This window comes from Streptomyces sp. NPDC107575, from assembly GCF_055657265.1.
Window position 1 is genome coordinate 211,657 of sequence record NZ_JBVKBG010000004.1, and the last position, 19,554, is coordinate 231,210.

Sequence of the window (19,554 nt, forward strand, 5' to 3'; positions counted from 1 at the left end):
GGGCGGGTGGTTGCCACCCGTTTGTGGTGCATCTTCCGTTTCCACCCAGGGCAGTGATGATCCAACGACCGGCTGTTGACCGGCAGTCGGACACCCGGACGGGCACAGCAGGGGGTACGTCATGGCCGCACGGCCGCTCGTCGCGCGACAGCCCAATGAACGGCTGCAGGCGCTCATCCAGGAAGCGGGCTGTTCGAACGCGGGGCTCGCACGCCGGGTCAACATGTGCGGGGCGGAGCACGCGCTCGACCTGCGCTACGACAAGACGTCGGTGGCGCGCTGGCTGCGCGGGCAGCAGCCGCGCGGCAGGGCGCCGGGGATCATCGCGGAGGCGCTGGGCCGCAAGCTCGGGCGCACGGTGACGATCGACGAGATCGGGATGGCCAACGGGAAGAACCTGGCCTCCGGTGTCGGGCTCCAGTTCTCGCCCACCGTGCTCGGCGCCATCGAGCAGGTCTGCGAGCTGTGGCGGAGCGACGTGGGGCGCAGGGACTTCCTGTCCGGCTCGTCCGTCGCGTCGTCGGCGCTCGTCGAGCCGAGCCGCGACTGGCTGATCTCCGTGCCGGACTCGCAGGTGGCGCGGACGGCCGGGCCGCGGGTCGGGCCCTCGGACGTGGCGGCGGTGCGGGCGATGACGCAGGCGCTGACCGACCTCGACCACCAGTACGGGAGCGGGCATGTCCGCCCGGTGGTCGTGCACTACCTGAACAGTGTGGTGAGCGGGCTGCTCGCGGGCTCGTACCGGGAGGCGGTGGGGCGCGAACTGTTCTCCGCCGTCGCGCGGTTGACGGAGCTCGCCGGGTACATGGCGATCGACACCGGGCAGCCCGGGCTCGCCCAGCGGTACTACATCCAGGCGCTGCGCCTCGCGCAGGCGGCCGGCGACCGTGGCTACGGCGGGTACGTACTGGCCGCGTCCATGAGTCACCTGGCGGCCCAGCTCGGCAATCCGCGCGAGATCGCACAGCTCGCCCGCGCGGCTCAGGAGGGGGCGCGCGGGCGTGTGACGCCGCGCGCTGAGGCGATGTTCCACGCCGCCGAAGCGCGCGGCCACGCACTTCTCGGGGATGCGCGGTCGGCGCAGTCCTCCTCCTCGCGCGCGGTCGCCGCCATGGAGCAGGCCGACGGACGGACCGGCTCCGGTGACGACCCGGTGTGGATCGCCCACTTCGACCATGCCTATCTGGCGGACGAACTGGCGCACTGCCACCGTGACTTGGGCCAGTCCCGGGACGCGGCGCGGTGCGCGCAGGAGTCGTTGGACGGGCACCCGGAGTCGCGTGCGCGCCGGCGCGCGATCGGCCTCGTGCTCCTGGCGACGGCGCAGGTGCAGCAGCGCGAAGTGGAACAGGCCTGTCACACCGGACTTCGGGCCGTCGAGCTGCTCGGAACGGTGCGTTCGAACCGGGGAGCGGAATATCTGGACGACCTCAGGGAGCGCCTCGACCCGTTCCGGGAGGAGCCCGTGGTGCGGGAGTTCGGGGCCCGCATGGAGCTCCAGGCGGCGTGAGCTGTGTCATAACGGGCAAGCCGGCAGCCGGTTTTGTTAGTCGCGTCACTGGGGAGGCTTCCGGGGTTTGAGGTGCGTAGCAAGGGCGTGCGAAGACCCGGTAGCGTGAGCCGACGATTCCGACCCCCTACGTAGGAGTCTTACGGTGACGGAGCAGAGCGGGCAGAGCGGGCAGGGCGAACGCCCGCACCTTCCGCAGGCGCGGCAGGCACACGAAGGTGTCGTGCTGCCCGCCGACGGCGGTGAGCCCCTGTTGCCGGGCACGTACGGCGACCAGGCGGGTCCCGCGGGCGCGAGCCCGTGGGGGCAGCCGTGGGGGCCCGAGTCCCAGCAGGCGCACAACGCCGGGCCGATGCCGACCTACGACGGGTCCATGCCCACCTACGAGTGGGGACAGCCGCAGGGCTCCGCGCCGATGCCGCCCGCGCCGCCGCAGGACGCCGGGGCGCTGCCGCCCCAGTCGTACGGGGGCGCCCTGCCCCAGCAGCCGCACGCGCAGGCGCTGCCGCAGCAGTACGCGGAGGCGGGGCCGCTGCCGCCCGCCGCTCCCGCGGGGCCCGCCCCCGGCGCGTACGACGGGGACGCCACGCAGTACATACCCCCGGCCGCCCAGCAGGCCGCCCAGTACGCGGCGGGCCCCGGGCTGCCGCCGGAGGCACCCGCTCCGGACGCCACGCAGTTCCTGGGGCTCGCGCAGCCGATGCCCGACGCGGCGCCGCCCGGCCACGCGGGTTCCGACAGCGAGGCCACGCAGTACATCCCGCCGGTGCCCGGCCAGCCGATGCCGGGCCAGGCGATGCCCCCGCAGGACCAGGGGTACGGCGTGCGTCCCGGGGCTCCCGGTGACCGCCAGCCGCCGGCCGAGTTCGACGCCCTGTTCCGCACGGAGCCGGAGGGCGGCGCCGGGGCGACGCAGCAGATGCCGCGCTTCGACCCGCAGACGCCGCCGCCCGGGCCCGCAGGACCGGGCATGCCGGGCATGACGCCGCCCCCGCAGCAGTACGGGTACGCGCCCGAGCCCCCGCGCGGCGGCAAGACCCGCACCGGGTCCAAGGTGCCGCTGATCGCCGCGGTCGGCGTGGCCATTCTCGTCGTGGGTGTCGGCGCGGGCGCCATGCTCAGCGGCGGGGACGACGACAAGAAGACGGACGCGACGAAGAACGTGTCGGACTCGGCGCCCGCGTCCGAGTCGCCCTCGCCGTCCGTGGACCCGGCCAAGGCGCAGGCCGTCGAGCTCGACAAGCTGCTCGGCGACTCCAACAACAGCCGCTCCGCCGTGGTGCGTTCGGTCGCGAACATCGGCGGCTGCAAGGCGCTTCCGCAGGCATCGAAGGACCTCCGCGGCGCGGCGAACCAGCGCAACGACCTGGTGACGCGCCTCGGCTCGCTGCAGGTGGACCAGCTGCCTGAGCACGCGCGTCTCACGGCCGCGCTGACCAGCGCCTGGAAGGCGTCGGCTTCGGCGGACAGCCACTACGCGAAGTGGGGCGACCAGGTCGCCGCCAAGAAGCGCGCGCTGTGCAAGAAGGGCCACGCCAAGCCGACGTCGGAGCGCAGGGCAGGCGACGCGGCGAGCGGCACGGCGTCCAAGGAGAAGCAGCAGGCCTCGAAGCTGTGGAACCAGATCGCGAGCAAGTACGGGCTGACCCAGCGCTCGGCCGTCCAGCTCTGAGCGGTCCCTCCCGGGACGTGGCGGTCAGGGAAGCCTGGCCAGCGTGTCCGTCACGTCCACCGAGGACTTCCGGGTCGCCTTGAGCCGCCCGGAGACGACCTTCTGGAAGGTCACCCGCGCGTTGACCAGGCGCGGGAAGTCGCCGACGGTCGACATGCGGTCGTAGCCCCAGCGCAGCGGCGGGGTGAGGCCGCCCGTCGTGACCTTCAGATCGTCGTCGAGGGCGGTGCGCACGGTGCGGGCGGTGACCTCGCCGTCGCCCAGGGACTCGACGACCTGCCGCAGCACCTCGTACGCGATCCAGGTGGTCTGCACGCCCGCGTCCGCCGGTTCGATCCGGTTGTCGCCGAAGGCCTGCTCGTTGATCGCCCGCTTCATGGGGGCCCAGCGCGCGTCGCCCGACGCCGGGTACCAGCTGGTGACGTACGCCCCTTCGTACGGGCTCTTGGCGCCGCCCGTGCGGTCGACGGCGGTCTGGTCGACGCTGCCGAGGACGGTGGCGGTGTGCACCGAGGGGTACTCGTCGCGCAGTCGCCGGAACGAGTCGAAGAACGTGTTCGTGCGCTCTCCGAGGACCGCCGCGACGCAGCCTTCGCCCTGCGGGGCCTTGCTCGCGGTGTCGAGGGCGCGGCGGGCCTGGTCGGCGTAGTCGGTGGCGTCGTCGGCAGCGAGCATGTCGACGGCGCGGGGGCGCTGGTGCAGCGTGAGGCCGGCGTCGAGGAGCGGCGCGAGCTGGTCGCCCGCGATGGAGTCGGGGCGGACCAGGACGGTGCGGGCGCAGTCCTCGGACAGCTGGCGCCCGTTGCCCGCGAGGAGCGCGGCCTGGCCGCCGTTGACCGGGTACGACAGCGGGCTGGTGAACTCGGCCTCGGTGGCGCCGTAGCCGCCTATGTAGGGGATGCCCGCGGACTCCAGCGGGGGCAGGAAGGCGTTCGAGTGCTGGCTGTACGAGCCGACGACGGCGACGGCCTTGTGCTCGACGGCGGAGCGGGCGCACCGGGCGGCGTCCACGCTGTCGTTGTGGTCGTTGCAGGTGAGGACCTTCAGGGGGCGGCCGCCGAGGCCGCCGTGGGCGTTGATCCAGCGGGCGTAGGCCCGGGCCATCGCGGGCATGCCCGGCATGTTCGTCGCCTGGGTCTTCTCGGGCGCCCAGGTCATGACGGTCACCGGCTGTTTCCCCACGCTCTTGGCGTCGCCGCCCGGTACGAGCCCGCACCCGGCGACCAGTACGGAGCTCAGGAGCACGGCCGCGGTGCGCGCGTGGCTTCGGGGGATGCGGTTACGGGTGCTGGGGCGCGTGCCGGTCATGTGCCGCCACGATTCCGCCGCACCGCCAACGGTCGTGTGACCCGCAGGCAACGCATGGTGACGATGAGGTGAATTGCGGGGGTCGTGCGGGGCCCGGGGGGCCGGGACGTACGATCGATGACCGTGCAAACCTCGGACAAGTCTTCCCGTCGCGGCCGTCGCTCCACGAAGATGGGCGGCATGCCACTCAACGACATGCCGTGGTGGCGCTGGCGCAGCAACGTGCGTTCCGCGCTGCACATGCTCTCCGACCCGTCGTTCCAGCGGGACGTCTGGCAGGCGGGCGTCGACGGATACGGAGATGTGACCGACGCCGTCTACCGCCTGGTCGAGGACACCTGGCTGGACAACTGGTCGGCCGAGAAATACGTCGGGACGATCTTCCGGGACTCGCAGGAGGCGGCGCTCGTCGACGCGGCCGTGCTCCGGGTGCTGCGGATCATGCACCAGGTGGGCCCCGACGCCCCGGTCGCCGCGTATCTGAACCACGAGGGCTGGCCGGAGGCGGTGCACGCGGCCCGCGACGCCCATGTGAGGCTCGCCACGAGCGACGGCGAGGACCCGGAGACGGCCCCGCAGACCCTCGAGGTGCTGCGGATCATGACGCGGGCGGCCTAGCGCGTCGTGCCGGGCGTTTAGGCTTGGCGCATGAACGCGCAGTCCGCCGCCACCGGTCCCGAGCAGTACGTCCTCACCCTCTCCTGCCCCGACAAGCAGGGCATCGTGCACGCCGTGTCGAGCTACCTCTTCATGACCGGCTGCAACATCGAGGACAGCCAGCAGTTCGGCGACCACGACACAGGTCTGTTCTTCATGCGCGTCCACTTCAGCGCGGACGCCCCTGTGAGCGTGGAGAAGCTGCGCGCCAGCTTCGCCGCGATCGGCGACTCGTTCCAGATGGACTGGCAGATCCACCGGGCGTCCGACCGCATGAAGGTCGTGCTCATGGTCAGCAAGTTCGGCCACTGCCTCAACGACCTGCTGTTCCGGGCGCGGATCGGCGCGCTGCCGGTCGACATCGCGGCGGTCGTCTCCAACCACACGGACTTCGCCGAGCTGGTCGCCTCGTACGACATTCCCTTCCACCACATTCCGGTGACGAAGGAGACGAAGGCGCAGGCCGAGCAGCAGGTGCTGGATCTGGTGCGGGCCGAGGGCGTCGAGCTGGTCGTGCTCGCGCGGTACATGCAGGTGCTGTCGGACGACCTGTGCAAGCAGCTCAGCGGGCGGATCATCAACATCCACCACTCGTTCCTGCCGAGCTTCAAGGGTGCGAAGCCGTACCACCAGGCGCATGCGCGGGGTGTGAAGCTGATCGGGGCGACCGCGCACTATGTGACGGCCGACCTCGACGAGGGGCCGATCATCGAGCAGGAGGTCGAGCGGGTCGGGCATGACGTCACGCCCGACCAGTTGGTGGCGATCGGTCGTGACGTGGAGTGCCAGGCGCTGGCGCGGGCCGTCAAGTGGCACGCGGAGCGGCGGATTCTCTTGAACGGTCGCCGTACGGTCGTCTTCGCTTGATCAAGCCCCCGCGGCGATTGAGGCGGGTGGGCAAATCAAGCCCCGCCGGCGATTGAGGCGCGGGGTCCGGGGCAGAGCCCCGATCTTTCGCCCCGTCGGGGTTGACGTCTCGGGGCTCTGCCCCGGACCCCGCTGCTCAATCGCCGCAGGGGCTTGATTTGCCGAACCGGGCTTGATGGCACCGGAGCCGGGGTCGAATCACAAGCGGCTCAGGCCGGCCGTCGCGGACAGGACGTCGCGGATGGCCTCGCGGTCGCCGACCTGGCCCGCCGCGGCTTCCTCCGGGAGGACATGGCCCGCGGCGAGGCGGCAGAATTCGACGCCGTCGAGGGCGACATGCGCCACCTCCCGCTCGGCGGAGCCACCCGCCGCGGGGGAGTCGAGGGCGATCAGCCACTCGCCGCCGCCCGCCCCCTCGACCTCCAGGCGCAGGCTGCGGCCCGGCCGCCCCGCCCCGACGAGTTCCTTGGCCGGGGCCGCGAGGCCGGACCGGCGGCGCGAGGCCAGGGAGCCGGGGAGCAGCCGCGCGGCGAGGTCGATCATCCGGTTGAGGTGGCGCGGGGCCGGCGCCTCGTAGGGGTAGTCGACCGCGTCCGCGATGTCACCGGCGTGGATCCAGCACTCGAAGGCCCGGTCGATCATGGCGTCGCGCAGCGCGAGCTCGAAGTTGCCGTACGAGACCGGGAGTTGACCGGAGCCTCCGGAGCCGCCCGCGTCCGAGCCCGCGAACGACACCGTGCGGATCACGGAGTGCGACTGCTCGCGCCAGGGCGCCCGCACCGCGCGCGTGGGCGGGAAGTAGGACGCCTTCCAGTACGCCTTGGTGCGCGCGGTGGGGTCGAGGGCCTGCGGTGCCGGGTCCTCCAGGCCGAGGGCCCGCGCGACCAGGCCGTCGACGCTGGTCAGGTGGGAGATCACCCCGGCCACCGTGGTCTTCTTGCCGATCTGCTCCGCGCCCTCGAACCAGCGCAGCCGCACCGGCGCGTGCCATTCGCCGTCGCCGATGTCCTGGAGCAGCGCGTCGAGCCGCGCGGTCTCCGCGTCGTACGGGGTGGCCCAGCCGGGGACGGGGATGCGGGCGGGGCGCCGGGTGAGGCAGCCCTCCAGGACGCGGGAGCGCAGCATCGGGTCGAGGTCGAGGCTCTCCTCGGCGTGCAGCAGCCCGACCGCGTCGCGCAGCCGCAGCGCCTCCTCGGCGCAGGTGCCGCAGCCGCCCAGATGGACGTCGACGGCGGCCGCCTCCTCGGGGGAGCAGGCGGCCAACGCCCAGGCGCCGAGCAGCGACTTGAGGACGCGGTGCTCCAGTACGGGCGGCTCCGCAGCCGGTACGTCCGGCAGCGGGCGGCCGGTGTCCTCGACGGAGGCGCGGGGCGTGGGTATCCACGGCCGGTCCGCCGGGCCGCCGGTCCCCTCGGGCTCCTCCTCGTAGGGGTCGAACCGGTCCGGTCCGTTCGCCGCGCTCACGCGGGCCTCCCGTAACCGCGGCCGGGAGGTGTGCCCGTGTTGTGGGCCGTCGACAGGAGCTGCAGGCCGAGGCGGAGCCTGCGGCGGGCCTCGTCCTCGGTGACGCCCAGGTCGGCCGCGGTCTGGCGGTAGTCACGGCGCTGGAAGTACGCGAGATTGAGCGCGTCGCGCAGGGGCGCGGGCATGGACGTCACGATGTAGTCGGCGCGGGCCGCTGCGGAGGCGTGACGCACCTTGCGCTCCAGGTCCTCGGTGGTGCCCAGTCCGGTGCGCACGAGGGCGGCGGACTCGGTCTGGCGCAGGCGCTGCACCGCGTGCCGGTGGGTCAGGGTGGCGATGAAGGAGCGCAGCGGGCCCTGCTTGGGGTCGTAGGACTCCGGATTCTCCCAGATCTGTGTGAACACGTCACGGGTGATCTGGTCGGCCGCCGTCTCGTCGTCGAGCACGCGGTGCGCCAGGCCGTGCACCAGCGAGGCGAACCGGTCGTAGAGCTCGCCGAGCGCCGCCGCCTCCCCGTGGGCCAGGCGCTGCTGCATCCTGCGGTCCCAGCGGGACGGGGTGTCCTTGGGCATGGGGCCCCCTCACCGACTGCCCGAACTACTTGCCTTCTCCTCGAATGTAACTGTCGGCGCCGACAGCGCACGCCCCTTTGCCGCATTGTGCGCCCCCGGGGAGCAGCAGGTGGTAAAGACCATCCGCCACCTGAAACGGGCTGAGCGATTTGGTTCACATGTGACCGGCCAGGGCTTAACCAGGCCATATGTGATAGGTCTGCGGGAGTGTTTCATCCCGGTGCGGCAGGGCAGCCGCGCAGAAGAAACGTAGGGACAGATTCCGGATCGTCGATATTCCCGAACGAGAGGCGTGGCGCGTGGCGCTCAAGGTGACCGAGTCAGGGCAGGGCGACTGGGCCGTCGTGTGCGTGTCGGGCGAGATGGACCTGGTGACCTCCCCGGCGCTGCGTCAGCAGGTGCACGAAGCGGTGGCGGACGGCCGCCGCAGCGTGGTCCTCGACCTTTCCGACGTGCTGTTCTGTGATTCCAGCGGGGTCGGTGTGCTGATCGCCTCGCGTCGGCTCATGCGCTCCTGCCAGGGCCGGCTGCGACTGATCCTGCCCGCCCAGGGCGCGGTCGACGGCTCCCACGTGAACCGGGTGCTCGGCGCCCTCGGCGTGCGCCGCCTCTTCGACGTCTACCCGGACGTCGCCTCGGCGGTGGACGAGGACGCGGCCCCCATGTCGGCGTAACGGCTTGTACCGGATTTTCACCGGCCTTGACACAATCGCCGCAGTTCGGGGCGTGCGCGCACGGGACCGTCGTACGCTCCGTTGCGTAAGACCCAACGACCCGAGAGGCGGCCCATGAGCATGGACGAGCGGAGGATCGCGGCCCGGTTCGCCGGCTTCGACCAGGACGGCAACGGATACATCGACCGCGAGGACTTCTACGTCGCCGCGAAGGCGCTGCTCGCCGAGTTCGGCGTCACGGCGCGCTCCGGTGAGGGACAGTCGCTGTTCGCCGGGGCCGAGGCGTTCTGGCAGGGCATGGCGGGGATCGCGGACGTCGACGGGGACCAGCGGGTGACCCGGGAGGAGTTCGTGACCGGGGCCGTGAAGCGGTTGCGGGACAACCCCGACCGGTTCGCCGAGATCGCCCGTCCGTTCCTGCGGGGTGCGTTCGCGGTGGCCGGTGCGGATGAGGCCGGGATCGAGCCGGACACCGCGCGGCGCGTGCTTGTTGTGTTCGGGGTGGAGGCGGATGTGGCGCGGGCGGCGGTTGATGCGCTTGGTGCGGATGGCGATGGGCGGATCTCGGAGGATGTGGCCGTGCGGGCCTTTGCGCGGTACTTCACCGTCCCGGAATAGCCGTATCGGCGTTGCGGTCGCGGGGCTCTGCCCCGGACCCCGCTGCTCAATCGCCGCAGGGGCTTGAATGGCTCACCCGCGCCGGGGCCTCATTGGCTGAAGCGCTCGCGGAGTTTGTACTTGAGGACCTTTCGTAGCGTCTCGTTGCGCGGCAAGGCATCCAGAAGCTCCAGTTGTTCCGGCAGTTTGAATGTGGACAGGCCCTGGTCGCGCAGGTACGTCGTGAGGGTGGGCAGGGTCAACGGGGGCTGGTCCGGGCGTAGTTCGAGGACCGCGCACACCCGTTCCCCGCGTTCCGCGTCCGGGAGGCCGATGATCGCCGCGTCCTGGATCGCGGGGTGTTCGTGGAGCAGGTCCTCGATCTCCTTCGCCGAGATGTTCTCGCCCTTGCGGATGATGACGTCCTTGGCGCGTCCTGTGAGGACCAGGTGGCCCTCGGGCAGGACGTGGCCCAGGTCGCCGGTGATCAGGAAGCCGTCCGCGTCGAAGGCGTCCGCGGTCTGGCGCGGGTCGAGGTAGCCCTGGCAGACGGCCTCGCCGCGCAGCCGTACGTCGCCGTCGACGCCGGGCGGCACCTGCTTGCCGTCGGCGTCGACGATGCGGATCTCCATGCCCTCGGGCGGTCGGCCCTCCGTCGTCGCCAGGTTCTCCGCCGTGTCGTCCGGGGCGCCCATCGTGATCATCGGGACTTCGGTCATGCCGTAGCCGTGGGTGAGCTGGACGTCCATCTCGCGGACGACCGAGTGGTAGACCTCCGGCGGCTTCGGGGCGCCGCCGCCCGCGAGGAGGCGCAGCGTCGGGATCAACTTCTCGTCCGGCTGCTTGCGCTGTTCGGTCAGGAACATCGAGTAGAAGGCCGTCGAGCCGCCTGCGACCGTCACCCCGTGCCTGCGGTACTCGTCCAGTGAGTCCGGCATCGCGAAGTGCTCGAACATCGCCGCCGGGAAGCCGTACAGGAGCAGCATCACCGTGTAGTCGGGGCCCGCTATGTGCGCGAACGGGAAGGCCATCGAGCCGACGTCGGAGGACGACAGGTGCAGCGCGTGGGCGAGGCAGGAGCCGCCCGCGATGAGCGAACGGTCCGTGTGCAGCACGCCCTTGGGGTCGGAGGTCGTGCCCGAGGTCCAGTAGATCCACCGGACGTCCGTCCCGGAGGCGGGCGGCGGGGGCAGGACGGCCGGGTCGCCCTCCGGCAGGTTCTCGTACGCCTCGAAGATGCCGCGCGCGCCGAGCCGCCGCGCCATGTCGGTGTGGTCGAAGCCGCGCCACACGCCCGGTGTGGCAAAGAAGTCGGCCTTGGACTCCCGTAGCGCGAAGCCGACTTCGCGGTCCCGGTAGAAGGGGATGATCGGCGACTGCACCGCTCCGATGCGGGCGAGCGCGAAGGAGAGCAGGGCCGTCTCGATGCGGGTGGGGAGCTGCCAGGCGACCACGGTGCCGGGCCGGATGCCGAGGTCGTACAGGCCCGCCGCCACGCGTTCGCCGCGCTCGCGCAGGGCGCCGAAGGTCAGGGTGCGTTCGCCCTGGAGCAGCACCGGGTGGTCGGGGGTGAGGGCGGCGCGGCGCTCGACCAGCTCCCAGAGCGTGCGGGAGGCGCCCAGGGCGTGTGCGGTGTCGGTCATCTCCATACCCCTTCACGGCCGGTGCCGTCACCTGACGGGTTGTCAGATCTGACCGAGAGCGTAAGTCCGCGCTCCTTGTCGGTCCAGAGGTGCGGGGCTAGCCTGCTTTCTGACGGGTCATCAGATACGGCGAGGGGCTGAACACTCATGACGGAACTGCCGCGCATCGTCAGCGTCGACGACCATGTGATCGAACCGGCCCATCTCTTCGAGACCTGGCTGCCCGCCAAGTACCGGGACAAGGGGCCGAAGCCGCTGACCGAGGGAATCGGCGAACTCGCCTACGTGGCGGGCAAGTACCAGATCACGATGGATCCGGCGGGGCCGCCGACGGACTGGTGGATCTACGAGGACCTCAAGTTCCCGTACAAGCGCAATATCGCGGCCGTCGGCTTCGACCGCGACGACATGACCCTGGAAGGGATCACGCGGGCCGAGATGCGGCGCGGGTGCTGGGACCCCAAGGCACGGCTCGCGGACATGGACCTCAACCACGTCGAGGCGTCGCTCTGCTTCCCGACCTTCCCGCGCTTCTGCGGGCAGACCTTCGCGGAGGCGCACGACAAGGAGGTCGCGCTCGCCTGCGTGCGCGCCTACAACGACTGGATGGTCGAGGAGTGGTGCGGCGACAGCGGCGGCCGGCTGATCCCGCTGTGCATCATCCCCCTGTGGGACGTCGAGCTGGCCGTCGCGGAGATCCGGCGCAACGCCGCGCGGGGCGTCAAGGCCGTGACGTTCTCCGAGATCCCCACCCACCTGGGTCTGCCGTCCATCCACTCCGGCTACTGGGACCCGTTCTTCGCCGTGTGCCAGGAGACCGGGACCGTCGTCAACATGCACATCGGGTCCTCGTCCCAGATGCCGGCCGCGTCCCCGGACGCGCCGCCCGCCGTCCAGGCCTCGCTCAGCTTCAACAACGCGATGGCCTCGATGATGGACTTCCTGTTCAGCGGCGTCCTCGTGAAGTTCCCGCGGCTCAAGCTCGCGTACAGCGAGGGCCAGATGGGCTGGATTCCGTACGCCCTGGAGCGCGCCGACGACGTGTGGGAGGAGCACCGCGCGTGGGGCGGCGTCCGGGACCTGATCCCCGAGCCGCCGTCCACGTACTACTACCGGCAGATCTTCTGCTGCTTCTTCCGCGACAAGCACGGGGTCGCGTCCCTCGACACCGTCGGCCGGGACAACGCGACGTTCGAGACGGACTATCCGCACGTCGACTCGACCTTCCCGAACACCAAGGAGGTCGCGCTCGACCATGTGAAGGGCCTCGACGACGAGACGATCTACAAGCTGATGCGCGGCAACGCCATCCGCATGCTCGATCTCGACCTCGACAAGTAGGGGTCCGGTATGGACCTCACGTACACGGACGAAGAAGAGGGGTTCCGGGCGCGGCTGCGGGAGTGGCTGGGCGGCGTGCTGCCCACGCTGCCGCCGAAGCCGTCGCCCGGCGACTGGCCGGGCAGACGCGCGTACGACATGGGCTGGCAGCGGCGCCTGTACGACGCCGGGTACGGGGACGTGCACTGGGACGCCTCGCCCACGAAGCGGCTCATCTTCCTGGAGGAGACCGAAAGGGCCGGCGCCCCCTACGTGGGCGCGAACTTCGTCGGGCTGCTGCACGCCGGGCCGACCATCGCCGCCGAGGGCAGCCCCGGCCAGCGCGACCGCTGGCTCGCGCCGATCCTGCGCGGCGACGAGGTGTGGTGCCAGGGGTTCAGCGAACCCGACGCCGGGTCCGACCTGGCGGCGCTGCGTACGAAGGCCCGGCGCGAGGGCGACGAGTACGTGATCAGCGGCTCGAAGATCTGGACCTCGCACGCCGAGGTCGCCGACTGGTGCGAACTGCTCGTGCGCACCGACCCCTCGGCGGCCAAGCACCGCGGCATCACCTGGCTCGCCATGCCGATGGACGCCCCCGGCATCACGGTGCGGCCGCTGCGCACGCTCGCCGGGTCGACCGAGTTCGCCGAGATGTTCCTCGACGACGTGCGGGTGCCGGTCGGCAACCGGGTCGGCGAGGAGAACGACGGCTGGCGCGTGACCATGGTGACGCTGTCCTTCGAGCGCGGCACCGCGTTCGTCGGCGAGGTCGTCGCCTGCCGCCGCACCCTCGGCGAGCTGGCCGCCCACGCGAAGAAGACCGGACGCTGGGACGACGTCGTGCTCCGCCGCGAACTCGCCCTGCTGTCGGCCGAGTTCAGCGCCCTGTGGCGGCTCACCCAGTGGAACGTGAGCGAGGCGCAGGCCTCCGGCGGTGTGCCGGGGGTGGGCGGGTCCGTGTTCAAGCTGCGGTACTCGCACGCCCGGCAGCGGCTCTACGACGCCGCCGCCAAGGTCCTCGGCGGCGCGGGCGCCCTCGACACCGACCAGGAGTGGACGCTCGACCGGCTCTCCTCGCTGTCGTACACGATCGCCGCGGGCACCTCGCAGATCCAGCGGAACATCGTCGCCGAGCGGATCCTCGGGCTGCCGAAGTCCGCGAAGGGGGGACGGTAGACGTGCACTTCCAACTGACCGAGGAACAGCGGGCGTTGCGCGACGGTACGCGCGAACTGCTCGCCGGGCGGTTCGGGCGGGACGCGCTGCGGGCCGCCGTGGACGCGCTGGCGATCGACCGGGAGCTGTGGCGCGAACTGGGCGGGGCGGGCCTCTTCTCGCTGTGCCTGCCGGAGGCGGAGGGCGGGGTCGGACTCGGCCTGCCCGACGCGGTCGTCGTGTTCGAGGAGGTGGGGCGGGCCCTTGTGCCGGGACCGCTCGTGGCCACCTTCCTCGCGGCGGGCGAGGTGCCCGGCGCCGTGAGCGGCGAGGCGGTGGTGACCGCGCCGTACGGGCCGCTGCTGCCGTGGCGGGACGAGGCGGACGTGGTGCGCGGCGACGCGTCCGGCGCCCGCCCGATCGCCTCCGCGGACCCGCTCACCCCCCTGCACGCCCTCCCCGGGCCCGCCCCCGTCCCCCTGGAGGCGACCCTCCTGTACGCCGCCGAACAGCTCGGCTCGGCCGGCCGCACGCTCGACATGGCGGTCCAACACGCCCGGGAGCGCGAGCAGTTCGGGCAGCCGATCGGCTCGTTCCAGGCGGTGAAACACCTCTGCGCCGAGATGCTCGTACGCGTGGAGGTGGCCCGCGCCGCCGTGTACGCGGCGGCCGTCACCGCCGATCCGGTCGAGGTCGCGGCGGCCCGGCTGCTCGCCGACGAGGCCGCCGTACAGGGCGCCCGTGACTGCCTCCAGGTGCACGGCGGCATGGGCTTCACCTGGGAGGCAGACGTCCATCTGTATCTGAAGCGGGCGTGGGTGCGGGCCGAGTTGGCGGGCAGCGCCAGGGACGCCGAAGAGGTGCTCGCGGCCGCGCTCTGACCCCGTACGAAGACGGCCGCGCGTCCGGAAAGCGAACGTGCGGCTGTCTGAGCGGAGAGCCTGAGCAAGGGTGCACGCACAGTGACCGTGCGTGGTTATCGGGTTGTGTCCTGCGCGGGGCTCGTCACGGCGCGGAGTCGGCGTCCCGCTCCGGTACCTTGTGGCAGATGCGAGTGGTGCTGAACCCGAGCGACGGCTCCGGTGTTGCCTCCGAGGCGGCTCCGGGGCTCCGGATGTGCGCCGCTCGCAGCGCAGGGCGGGGTTCTGCCCCCGTCTGTTCGAGCCCCGGCGGGACGCGTCGCACAGTATGCCGCACGCGTACTCCTTCGCGCTGGAATATGCCCGAAGCGCTTGTTGGGGTGACTGAACGTCAACCATGCTGTACCTCAAGGGGTTCACGTTCCGTGATCCCTCTCACTGGACAGCACGGTAAGTGGCGCGAGGCAGTACTCCAGGGGTCCCGCCGGATTCGGATGGTGTGAGCGGTGCAGGTGCTTCAGGTTCAACTGGAGGTCGGGGCCGACCCCGCGGAGGTGGGGCGGGCCCGCAGGTGGGCGCGTTCGCGTCTCGCCGGTTCGGGCATAGAGGCCGATGAGTCCTTGGCCGAGACGCTGATTCTGATCGTCTCGGAGCTGGTCACCAACGCCGTGGTGCACACGGGACATCCCGCCGTGCTGCGCATGGCGCTGCCCAGCGGCGTCCCCGCCGCGTGCCTCGGCACCGTCCGCGTCGAGGTCGCCGACACCTGCGAGCGACCGCCGACGCCCCGGCACGCGGACGGCGAGGAGACGAACGGGCGGGGGCTCGAACTCGTCGACGGGCTCGCGGACCGCTGGGGCTGGCGCCCCGAGGGGGCGGGCAAGGCCATCTGGTGCGAGATCGACCAGTGCGCGGTCGCGACGAGCGGCGCGTTCCAGGGTGTGACGTTCGAAGCGGTGTGAGCGGTTGTGGAGCGGCGCGGGTCCCGGCGGGGTCCGCGCCGCTTCCTGTGCCCCGTCAGAAGACGGCGACCGGGGCCACCGGCGTCCCCGTGCCGCCCTTGAAGGGCTCCGGCATCGCCGACAGCAGGAACGAGTGGCGCCCCGCTTCTCCACAGGCTGTGGACAGGGATTCCAGATTCCAGTTCTGGCCCTGGAGCATCCCCATCTCGACGAGGTCGAGCGCGTGCACGGGCAGCCACAGGTTCTCGATCTCCGGCGGAAAGATCTCGAAGGTCAGGGTGTCGTTGGCGACCGCCGCCACGTCCCGCGCGTGGAACCACTCGGGCGTACGGACCGAGAGGCCCGGTGACGGATAGCCGTAGCCGTGCTTGTCGCCCGCGAGATACACCTGGATCTGCCCGGTGCGTACGAGCACGATGTCGCCGGCCCGGACCGTCACCCGGCCGAACTCCGCCGCCTCGTCGAGGTCTTCCGGGGTGACCGCGTGGTCCCCGGGCAGCCGGTCGAGGCCCTTCGCCGCCGCGACGTCGAGGAGCACGCCGCGCGAGACGACGTACGGCGCCTTGTCGATGCCGCTGAACTGGGCGCCGTGGTGCGCCGTGATGGTGTCGGCGGGGCGGCCGTTGTAGAGCTTGCCGGAGTGCGAGACATGGGTCAGGGCGTCCCAGTGGGTGGCCGCCTGGAGGCCCATCGTCACCGCGTCGTCGCTGGTGGCGACGGTTTCCGGGCCGAAGATCTCCTGGTTGATCTGCACCATGGTGTGGAACGGGTTGATGCGGCCGGGGATGAGCCCCGACTGCACGCCGTCCTCCTTCAGCGGCAGCGCGAGGGGGACGCGGCGGCCCGTGCGGACCTCCGTGGCGGCCTCGCGCACGACGTCGTCGGTGACGAGATTCAGGGTGCCGATCTCGTCGGCCTCCCCCCAACGCCCCCAGTTGTTCACGCGTTTGGCGATGTCATGGAACTCGGCGGGCAGGGGCATCGGGTCCTCCCGGGTCTTGTGTTCCGGTGGATGGCAGGTCGTACACTCCGACCGGACCGCAAATCTAACGGACCGTCAGAAACCGCGGGAAGGGGCCGGGCATGGGGAACTTCTTGGCAGGCAAGGTCGTCGCCGTCACGGGAGCGGGGCGAGGCATCGGACGGGCGGTGGCGCTCGCGTGCGCCGCCGAGGGCGCGAAGGTCGTCGTCAACGACTACGGGGTGTCCATCGAGGGCGGCGAGCCCACCTCGGACGTGGCGCAGGGCGTCGTCAAGGAGATCGAGGCGGCGGGCGGCACCGCGGTCGCGGTCGCCGACGACGTGTCCACCATGGCGGGCGGGCAGCGGATCGTGGACACGGCCGTGAACGAGTACGGGCGGATCGACGGGGTGGTGTGCGTCGCCGGGATCCTCCGTGAGCGGATGTTGTTCAACATGTCCGAGGACGAGTGGGACCCGGTCGTCCAGACCCACCTCAAGGGCACGTTCACCGTCTTCCGTGCCGCGTCCGCCGTCATGCGCAAGCAGAAGACGGGCACGCTCATCGGCTTCACCAGCGGAAACCACCAGGGCTCGGTGGCGCAGGCCAACTACAGCTCCGCCAAGGGCGGCATCATCTCGCTCGTGCGCAGCGCCGCCCTCGGCCTCAACAAGTACGGCGTCACCGCGAACGCCGTCGCGCCCGTGGCCCGTACCCGGATGTCGGCGAACGTGCCGATGGAGCTGAAGGAGATCGGGGAGCCGGAGGACGTCGCCGCCTTCGTCGTCTATCTGCTCAGCGAGCGGGCCCGCGAGGAGAAGATCACCGGGCAGGTCTACACGGTGGCCGGGCCGAAGATCGCCGTGTGGGCGCAGCCGCGCGAGCTGCGCGCCGGGTACGCGGACGGCGGCCCCTGGACGCCGGAGAAGATCGCGGACTTCCTGCCGGGGACGGTCGGCACCGACCCCATGCCGATGCTCGAACAGCTGCAGGAGATGGCGCGGGCGGCGGCCGCCAAGGAACGGCCCAACCAGTAACGGGGGTGGTGGCGCGTGGAGTTCGGCTTCGACAAGGCGGACGAGTCCTTCCGCGGCGAGGTCCGGGAGTGGCTCGAGAAACATCTGGACGAGCGGTTCACGGCCGCCGTGGGGCGCGGCGGCCCGGGCAGTGAGCACGAGGGCGGCGCCGAACGGCGCGCCTGGGAGCAGGAGCTGGGGACGGGCGGCTGGATCGGCATCGGCTGGGGCCGCGAGGGCTTCGGCAACCGGGTCGCCACGCTCACCCAGCAGGTCGTCTGGGCGGAGGAGTACGCGCGCGTACGGGCGCCGGGCCGCTACGGCCACATCGGCGAGAACCTCCTCGCCCCCACCCTCCTCGCGTACGGCACCGAGGAGCAGCAGCGCCGCTTCCTGCCGCCGATCGCGCGCGGCGAGGAGCTGTGGTGCCAGGGCTACAGCGAGCCGGGGGCGGGCTCCGACCTGGCCTCCCTGCGGACATCGGCGGTGCGCGGCAAGGACGGCCGCTGGCGGGTGAGCGGCCAGAAGGTGTGGACGTCGCTCGCGCACGAGGCCGACTGGTGCTTCGTGCTGGCCCGCACCGACCCGGACGCGGGCCGCGAGCGCCGTCACAAGGGCATCTCCTTCCTCCTCGTCCCCATGGACCAGCCGGAGCACATCGACGTACGGCCGATCCGGCAGCTCACCGGGACGAGCGAGTTCAACGAGGTGTTCTTCGACGGCGCCGTCGCCGAGGAGGTCGTCGGCGGCGAGGGCGAGGGCTGGAAGGTCGCCATGGGGCTGCTCGCCTTCGAGCGCGGCGTGTCCACGCTGGCCCAACAGGTCGGCTTCGTCGAGGAGTTGCGGGCCGTCGTGCGGGCGGCTGTCGTGGGCGGCGCGATCGAGGACCCGCTCGTACGCGCCGGGCTCGTCCGCCTGTGGGCCGAGCTGCGGACCATGCGGTGGAACGCGCTGCGCACCCTCGGCGGCGCGCCCGACGCGGGCGCGCCGAGCGTCGCCAAACTGCTGTGGGGCGGCTGGCACCAGCGGCTCGGCGAGCTGGCCCTGCGGGTGCGCGGCGCCCGGGCGGCCGTCGGCCCCGCGGACTGGACGCCCGAAGCCCCGTACGAACTCGACGAACAGCAACGGCTGTTCCTCTTCAGCCGGGCCGACACGATCTACGGCGGCTCGGACGAGATCCAGCGCACCATCATCGCCGAGCGGGTGCTCGGCCTGCCCAGGGAGGCCACGTGAGGGGTGTTGTGTTCGACGGCCAAGAGGCCGTCGTCGTCGACGACTTGGAGATACGGGACCCGGGCCCGGGCGAGGTGCTCGTCGGCGTCGCCGCGGCGGGCCTGTGCCACAGCGACCTGTCGGTGATCGACGGCACGATCCCGTTCCCGCGCCCGGTGGTCCTCGGGCACGAGGGCGCGGGCGTGGTGGAGGCGGTGGGCGCGGGCGTCACCCACGTGGTGCCCGGTGACCATGTGTCGCTGTCCACGCTCGCCAACTGCGGGGCCTGCGCGGAGTGCGACCGGGGGCGGCCGACGATGTGCCGCAAGGCGATCGGGATGCCGCAGAAGCCGTTCTCGCGGGGCGGCAAGGACCTCTACCAGTTCGCCTCGAACTCGGCGTTCGCCGAGCGGACCGTGGTGAAGGCCGTGCAGGCCGTGAAGATCCCCAAGGAGATCCCGCTGACCTCGGCGGCGCTGATCGGCTGCGGTGTCCTCACGGGTGTGGGCGCGGTCCTGAACCGGGCGCGGGTCGACCGCGGCGACACGGTCGTCGTGATCGGCACGGGCGGGGTCGGGCTGAACGTGCTCCAGGGCGCGCGCGTGGCGGGCGCGCTGCGGATCGTCGCGGTCGACACGAACCCCGCGAAGGAGGAGGTGGCACGGCAGTTCGGCGCGACGGACTTCCTCACCGACGTCGGCGCCGTACGGGACGTGCTGCCGGACGGCGCGGACCACGTCTTCGAGTGCGTGGGCCGGGTCGAGCTGATCCGGGCCGCGATCGACCTCCTCGACCGGCACGGGCAGGCGGTGATCCTCGGGATGCCGGCGGCGAAGGCGGAGGCGAGCTTCGTGCCCGCCGAACTCTTCCTCGACAAGTCCGTCCTCGGCTGCCGCTACGGCTCCTCGCGCCCGCAGCGCGACATCAGGCTGTACGCGGACCTGTACGCGCAGGGCCGGCTGCTGCTCGACGAGCTGGTGACGCGTACGTACCCGGTGGAGGAGTTCGGGGCGGCGGTCGCGGACGCGGAGGCGGGGAAGGTGGCGCGGGGAGTGCTGACTTTCTGAGGCCCGCGAGCGGAGGGGTGCGACGGCTGCCGCA

Annotated in this window: 18 protein-coding genes; 13 read left to right on the forward strand and 5 right to left on the reverse strand. The window is 71.7% G+C overall.

The annotated features are described in order from the left end of the window. The first annotated feature begins 121 nt into the window (after nt 1-121). The gene (locus tag ACZ7L4_RS20515; RefSeq protein WP_472104390.1) at nt 122-1,510 is read left to right on the forward strand and encodes a transcriptional regulator; all 1,389 of its coding nucleotides are present in this window, start codon (nt 122-124) and stop codon (nt 1,508-1,510) included. Between the two features lie 223 nt (nt 1,511-1,733). Continuing rightward, nucleotides 1,734-3,182 (forward strand): hypothetical protein, encoded by a 1,449-nt coding sequence (locus tag ACZ7L4_RS20520; protein WP_472105608.1) that lies wholly within the window; start codon nt 1,734-1,736, stop codon nt 3,180-3,182. Between the two features lie 24 nt (nt 3,183-3,206). Here the strand turns inward: ACZ7L4_RS20520 and ACZ7L4_RS20525 are convergent, their stop codons facing one another. Further along, nucleotides 3,207-4,490 carry an ABC transporter substrate-binding protein gene (locus tag ACZ7L4_RS20525; protein ID WP_472104392.1) on the reverse strand — a complete coding sequence of 428 codons (1,284 nt, stop codon included), beginning with the start codon at nt 4,488-4,490 and terminating at the stop codon, nt 3,207-3,209. A gap of 117 nt (nt 4,491-4,607) precedes the next feature. Between ACZ7L4_RS20525 and ACZ7L4_RS20530 the strand changes: the two genes are divergently transcribed. Both ACZ7L4_RS20530 and purU read left to right on the forward strand, forming a co-directional pair. Then, nucleotides 4,608-5,108 carry an SCO4402 family protein gene (locus ACZ7L4_RS20530; RefSeq protein ID WP_450817185.1) on the forward strand — a complete coding sequence of 167 codons (501 nt, stop codon included), beginning with the start codon at nt 4,608-4,610 and terminating at the stop codon, nt 5,106-5,108. Nucleotides 5,109-5,138: 30 nt separating this feature from the next. Continuing rightward, entirely contained in the window at nt 5,139-6,014 is an 876-nt protein-coding gene (purU, locus tag ACZ7L4_RS20535; RefSeq protein ID WP_450817184.1) for a formyltetrahydrofolate deformylase, read from the forward strand. A gap of 198 nt (nt 6,015-6,212) precedes the next feature. On the opposite strand, the gene ACZ7L4_RS20540 is transcribed toward purU, so the two are convergent. Further along, on the reverse strand, nt 6,213-7,478 hold the full coding sequence (locus ACZ7L4_RS20540; RefSeq protein ID WP_472104394.1) for a zf-HC2 domain-containing protein: 1,266 nt from the start codon (nt 7,476-7,478) through the stop codon (nt 6,213-6,215). Continuing rightward, the gene (locus ACZ7L4_RS20545) at nt 7,475-8,050 is read right to left on the reverse strand and encodes a sigma-70 family RNA polymerase sigma factor (RefSeq protein WP_450817183.1); all 576 of its coding nucleotides are present in this window, start codon (nt 8,048-8,050) and stop codon (nt 7,475-7,477) included. Before ACZ7L4_RS20545 ends, ACZ7L4_RS20540 begins: the two co-directional genes overlap by 4 nt. A gap of 299 nt (nt 8,051-8,349) precedes the next feature. Here ACZ7L4_RS20545 and ACZ7L4_RS20550 point away from each other — a divergent pair, with 299 nt between their 5' ends. Next, entirely contained in the window at nt 8,350-8,724 is a 375-nt protein-coding gene (locus tag ACZ7L4_RS20550) for an STAS domain-containing protein (RefSeq protein WP_399237791.1), read from the forward strand. Between the two features lie 120 nt (nt 8,725-8,844). Next, the gene (locus ACZ7L4_RS20555; protein ID WP_472104396.1) at nt 8,845-9,342 is read left to right on the forward strand and encodes an EF-hand domain-containing protein; all 498 of its coding nucleotides are present in this window, start codon (nt 8,845-8,847) and stop codon (nt 9,340-9,342) included. Between the two features lie 89 nt (nt 9,343-9,431). Here the strand turns inward: ACZ7L4_RS20555 and ACZ7L4_RS20560 are convergent, their stop codons facing one another. Beyond that, nucleotides 9,432-10,964 carry a class I adenylate-forming enzyme family protein gene (locus tag ACZ7L4_RS20560; protein WP_472104398.1) on the reverse strand — a complete coding sequence of 511 codons (1,533 nt, stop codon included), beginning with the start codon at nt 10,962-10,964 and terminating at the stop codon, nt 9,432-9,434. Nucleotides 10,965-11,111: 147 nt separating this feature from the next. Between ACZ7L4_RS20560 and ACZ7L4_RS20565 the strand changes: the two genes are divergently transcribed. The 4 genes from ACZ7L4_RS20565 to ACZ7L4_RS20580 all read left to right on the forward strand — a co-directional run bounded on the left by ACZ7L4_RS20565 (nt 11,112) and on the right by ACZ7L4_RS20580 (nt 15,264). Further along, complete coding sequence (locus tag ACZ7L4_RS20565; protein WP_472104400.1) at nt 11,112-12,305, forward strand: amidohydrolase family protein; 1,194 nt, start codon at nt 11,112-11,114, stop codon at nt 12,303-12,305. A gap of 9 nt (nt 12,306-12,314) precedes the next feature. Then, nucleotides 12,315-13,463 carry an acyl-CoA dehydrogenase family protein gene (locus ACZ7L4_RS20570; RefSeq protein ID WP_472104402.1) on the forward strand — a complete coding sequence of 383 codons (1,149 nt, stop codon included), beginning with the start codon at nt 12,315-12,317 and terminating at the stop codon, nt 13,461-13,463. 2 nt (nt 13,464-13,465) lie between these two features. Then, a complete protein-coding gene (locus ACZ7L4_RS20575) occupies nt 13,466-14,323 on the forward strand; it encodes an acyl-CoA dehydrogenase family protein (protein WP_472104404.1) in 858 nt (285 codons plus the stop codon). Nucleotides 14,324-14,808: 485 nt separating this feature from the next. After that, on the forward strand, nt 14,809-15,264 hold the full coding sequence (locus ACZ7L4_RS20580) for an ATP-binding protein (RefSeq protein ID WP_472104405.1): 456 nt from the start codon (nt 14,809-14,811) through the stop codon (nt 15,262-15,264). A 55-nt stretch (nt 15,265-15,319) separates the two neighbouring features. Here the strand turns inward: ACZ7L4_RS20580 and ACZ7L4_RS20585 are convergent, their stop codons facing one another. After that, nucleotides 15,320-16,246, reverse strand: a complete 927-nt coding sequence (locus ACZ7L4_RS20585; RefSeq protein WP_472104407.1) for a cyclase family protein — start codon at nt 16,244-16,246, stop codon at nt 15,320-15,322. A gap of 101 nt (nt 16,247-16,347) precedes the next feature. Between ACZ7L4_RS20585 and ACZ7L4_RS20590 the strand changes: the two genes are divergently transcribed. Genes ACZ7L4_RS20590 through ACZ7L4_RS20600 form a run of 3 tightly spaced genes read left to right on the forward strand, consistent with a single transcriptional unit; the run spans nt 16,348 to nt 19,520 of the window. After that, nucleotides 16,348-17,262, forward strand: coding sequence for an SDR family NAD(P)-dependent oxidoreductase (locus ACZ7L4_RS20590; RefSeq protein ID WP_472104409.1), 915 nt, complete (start codon nt 16,348-16,350; stop codon nt 17,260-17,262). Nucleotides 17,263-17,277: 15 nt separating this feature from the next. Then, a complete protein-coding gene (locus ACZ7L4_RS20595; protein WP_472104411.1) occupies nt 17,278-18,474 on the forward strand; it encodes an acyl-CoA dehydrogenase family protein in 1,197 nt (398 codons plus the stop codon). After that, on the forward strand, nt 18,471-19,520 hold the full coding sequence (locus ACZ7L4_RS20600) for a Zn-dependent alcohol dehydrogenase (RefSeq protein WP_472104413.1): 1,050 nt from the start codon (nt 18,471-18,473) through the stop codon (nt 19,518-19,520). The genes ACZ7L4_RS20595 and ACZ7L4_RS20600 overlap by 4 nt, the downstream gene beginning before the upstream one ends. Nucleotides 19,521-19,554: the final 34 nt, after the last annotated feature.

Coding starts and splice junctions, on each gene's coding strand:
- ACZ7L4_RS20515 (WP_472104390.1), top strand. CDS start 122: ATGGCCGCACGGCCGCTCGTCGCGCGACAGCCCAATGAACGGCTGCAG.
- ACZ7L4_RS20525 (WP_472104392.1), bottom strand. CDS start 4,490: ATGACCGGCACGCGCCCCAGCACCCGTAACCGCATCCCCCGAAGCCAC.
- ACZ7L4_RS20530 (WP_450817185.1), top strand. CDS start 4,608: ATGACCGTGCAAACCTCGGACAAGTCTTCCCGTCGCGGCCGTCGCTCC.
- purU (WP_450817184.1), top strand. CDS start 5,139: ATGAACGCGCAGTCCGCCGCCACCGGTCCCGAGCAGTACGTCCTCACC.
- ACZ7L4_RS20545 (WP_450817183.1), bottom strand. CDS start 8,050: ATGCCCAAGGACACCCCGTCCCGCTGGGACCGCAGGATGCAGCAGCGC.
- ACZ7L4_RS20555 (WP_472104396.1), top strand. CDS start 8,845: ATGGACGAGCGGAGGATCGCGGCCCGGTTCGCCGGCTTCGACCAGGAC.
- ACZ7L4_RS20560 (WP_472104398.1), bottom strand. CDS start 10,964: ATGACCGACACCGCACACGCCCTGGGCGCCTCCCGCACGCTCTGGGAG.
- ACZ7L4_RS20565 (WP_472104400.1), top strand. CDS start 11,112: ATGACGGAACTGCCGCGCATCGTCAGCGTCGACGACCATGTGATCGAA.
- ACZ7L4_RS20570 (WP_472104402.1), top strand. CDS start 12,315: ATGGACCTCACGTACACGGACGAAGAAGAGGGGTTCCGGGCGCGGCTG.
- ACZ7L4_RS20585 (WP_472104407.1), bottom strand. CDS start 16,246: ATGCCCCTGCCCGCCGAGTTCCATGACATCGCCAAACGCGTGAACAAC.
- ACZ7L4_RS20590 (WP_472104409.1), top strand. CDS start 16,348: ATGGGGAACTTCTTGGCAGGCAAGGTCGTCGCCGTCACGGGAGCGGGG.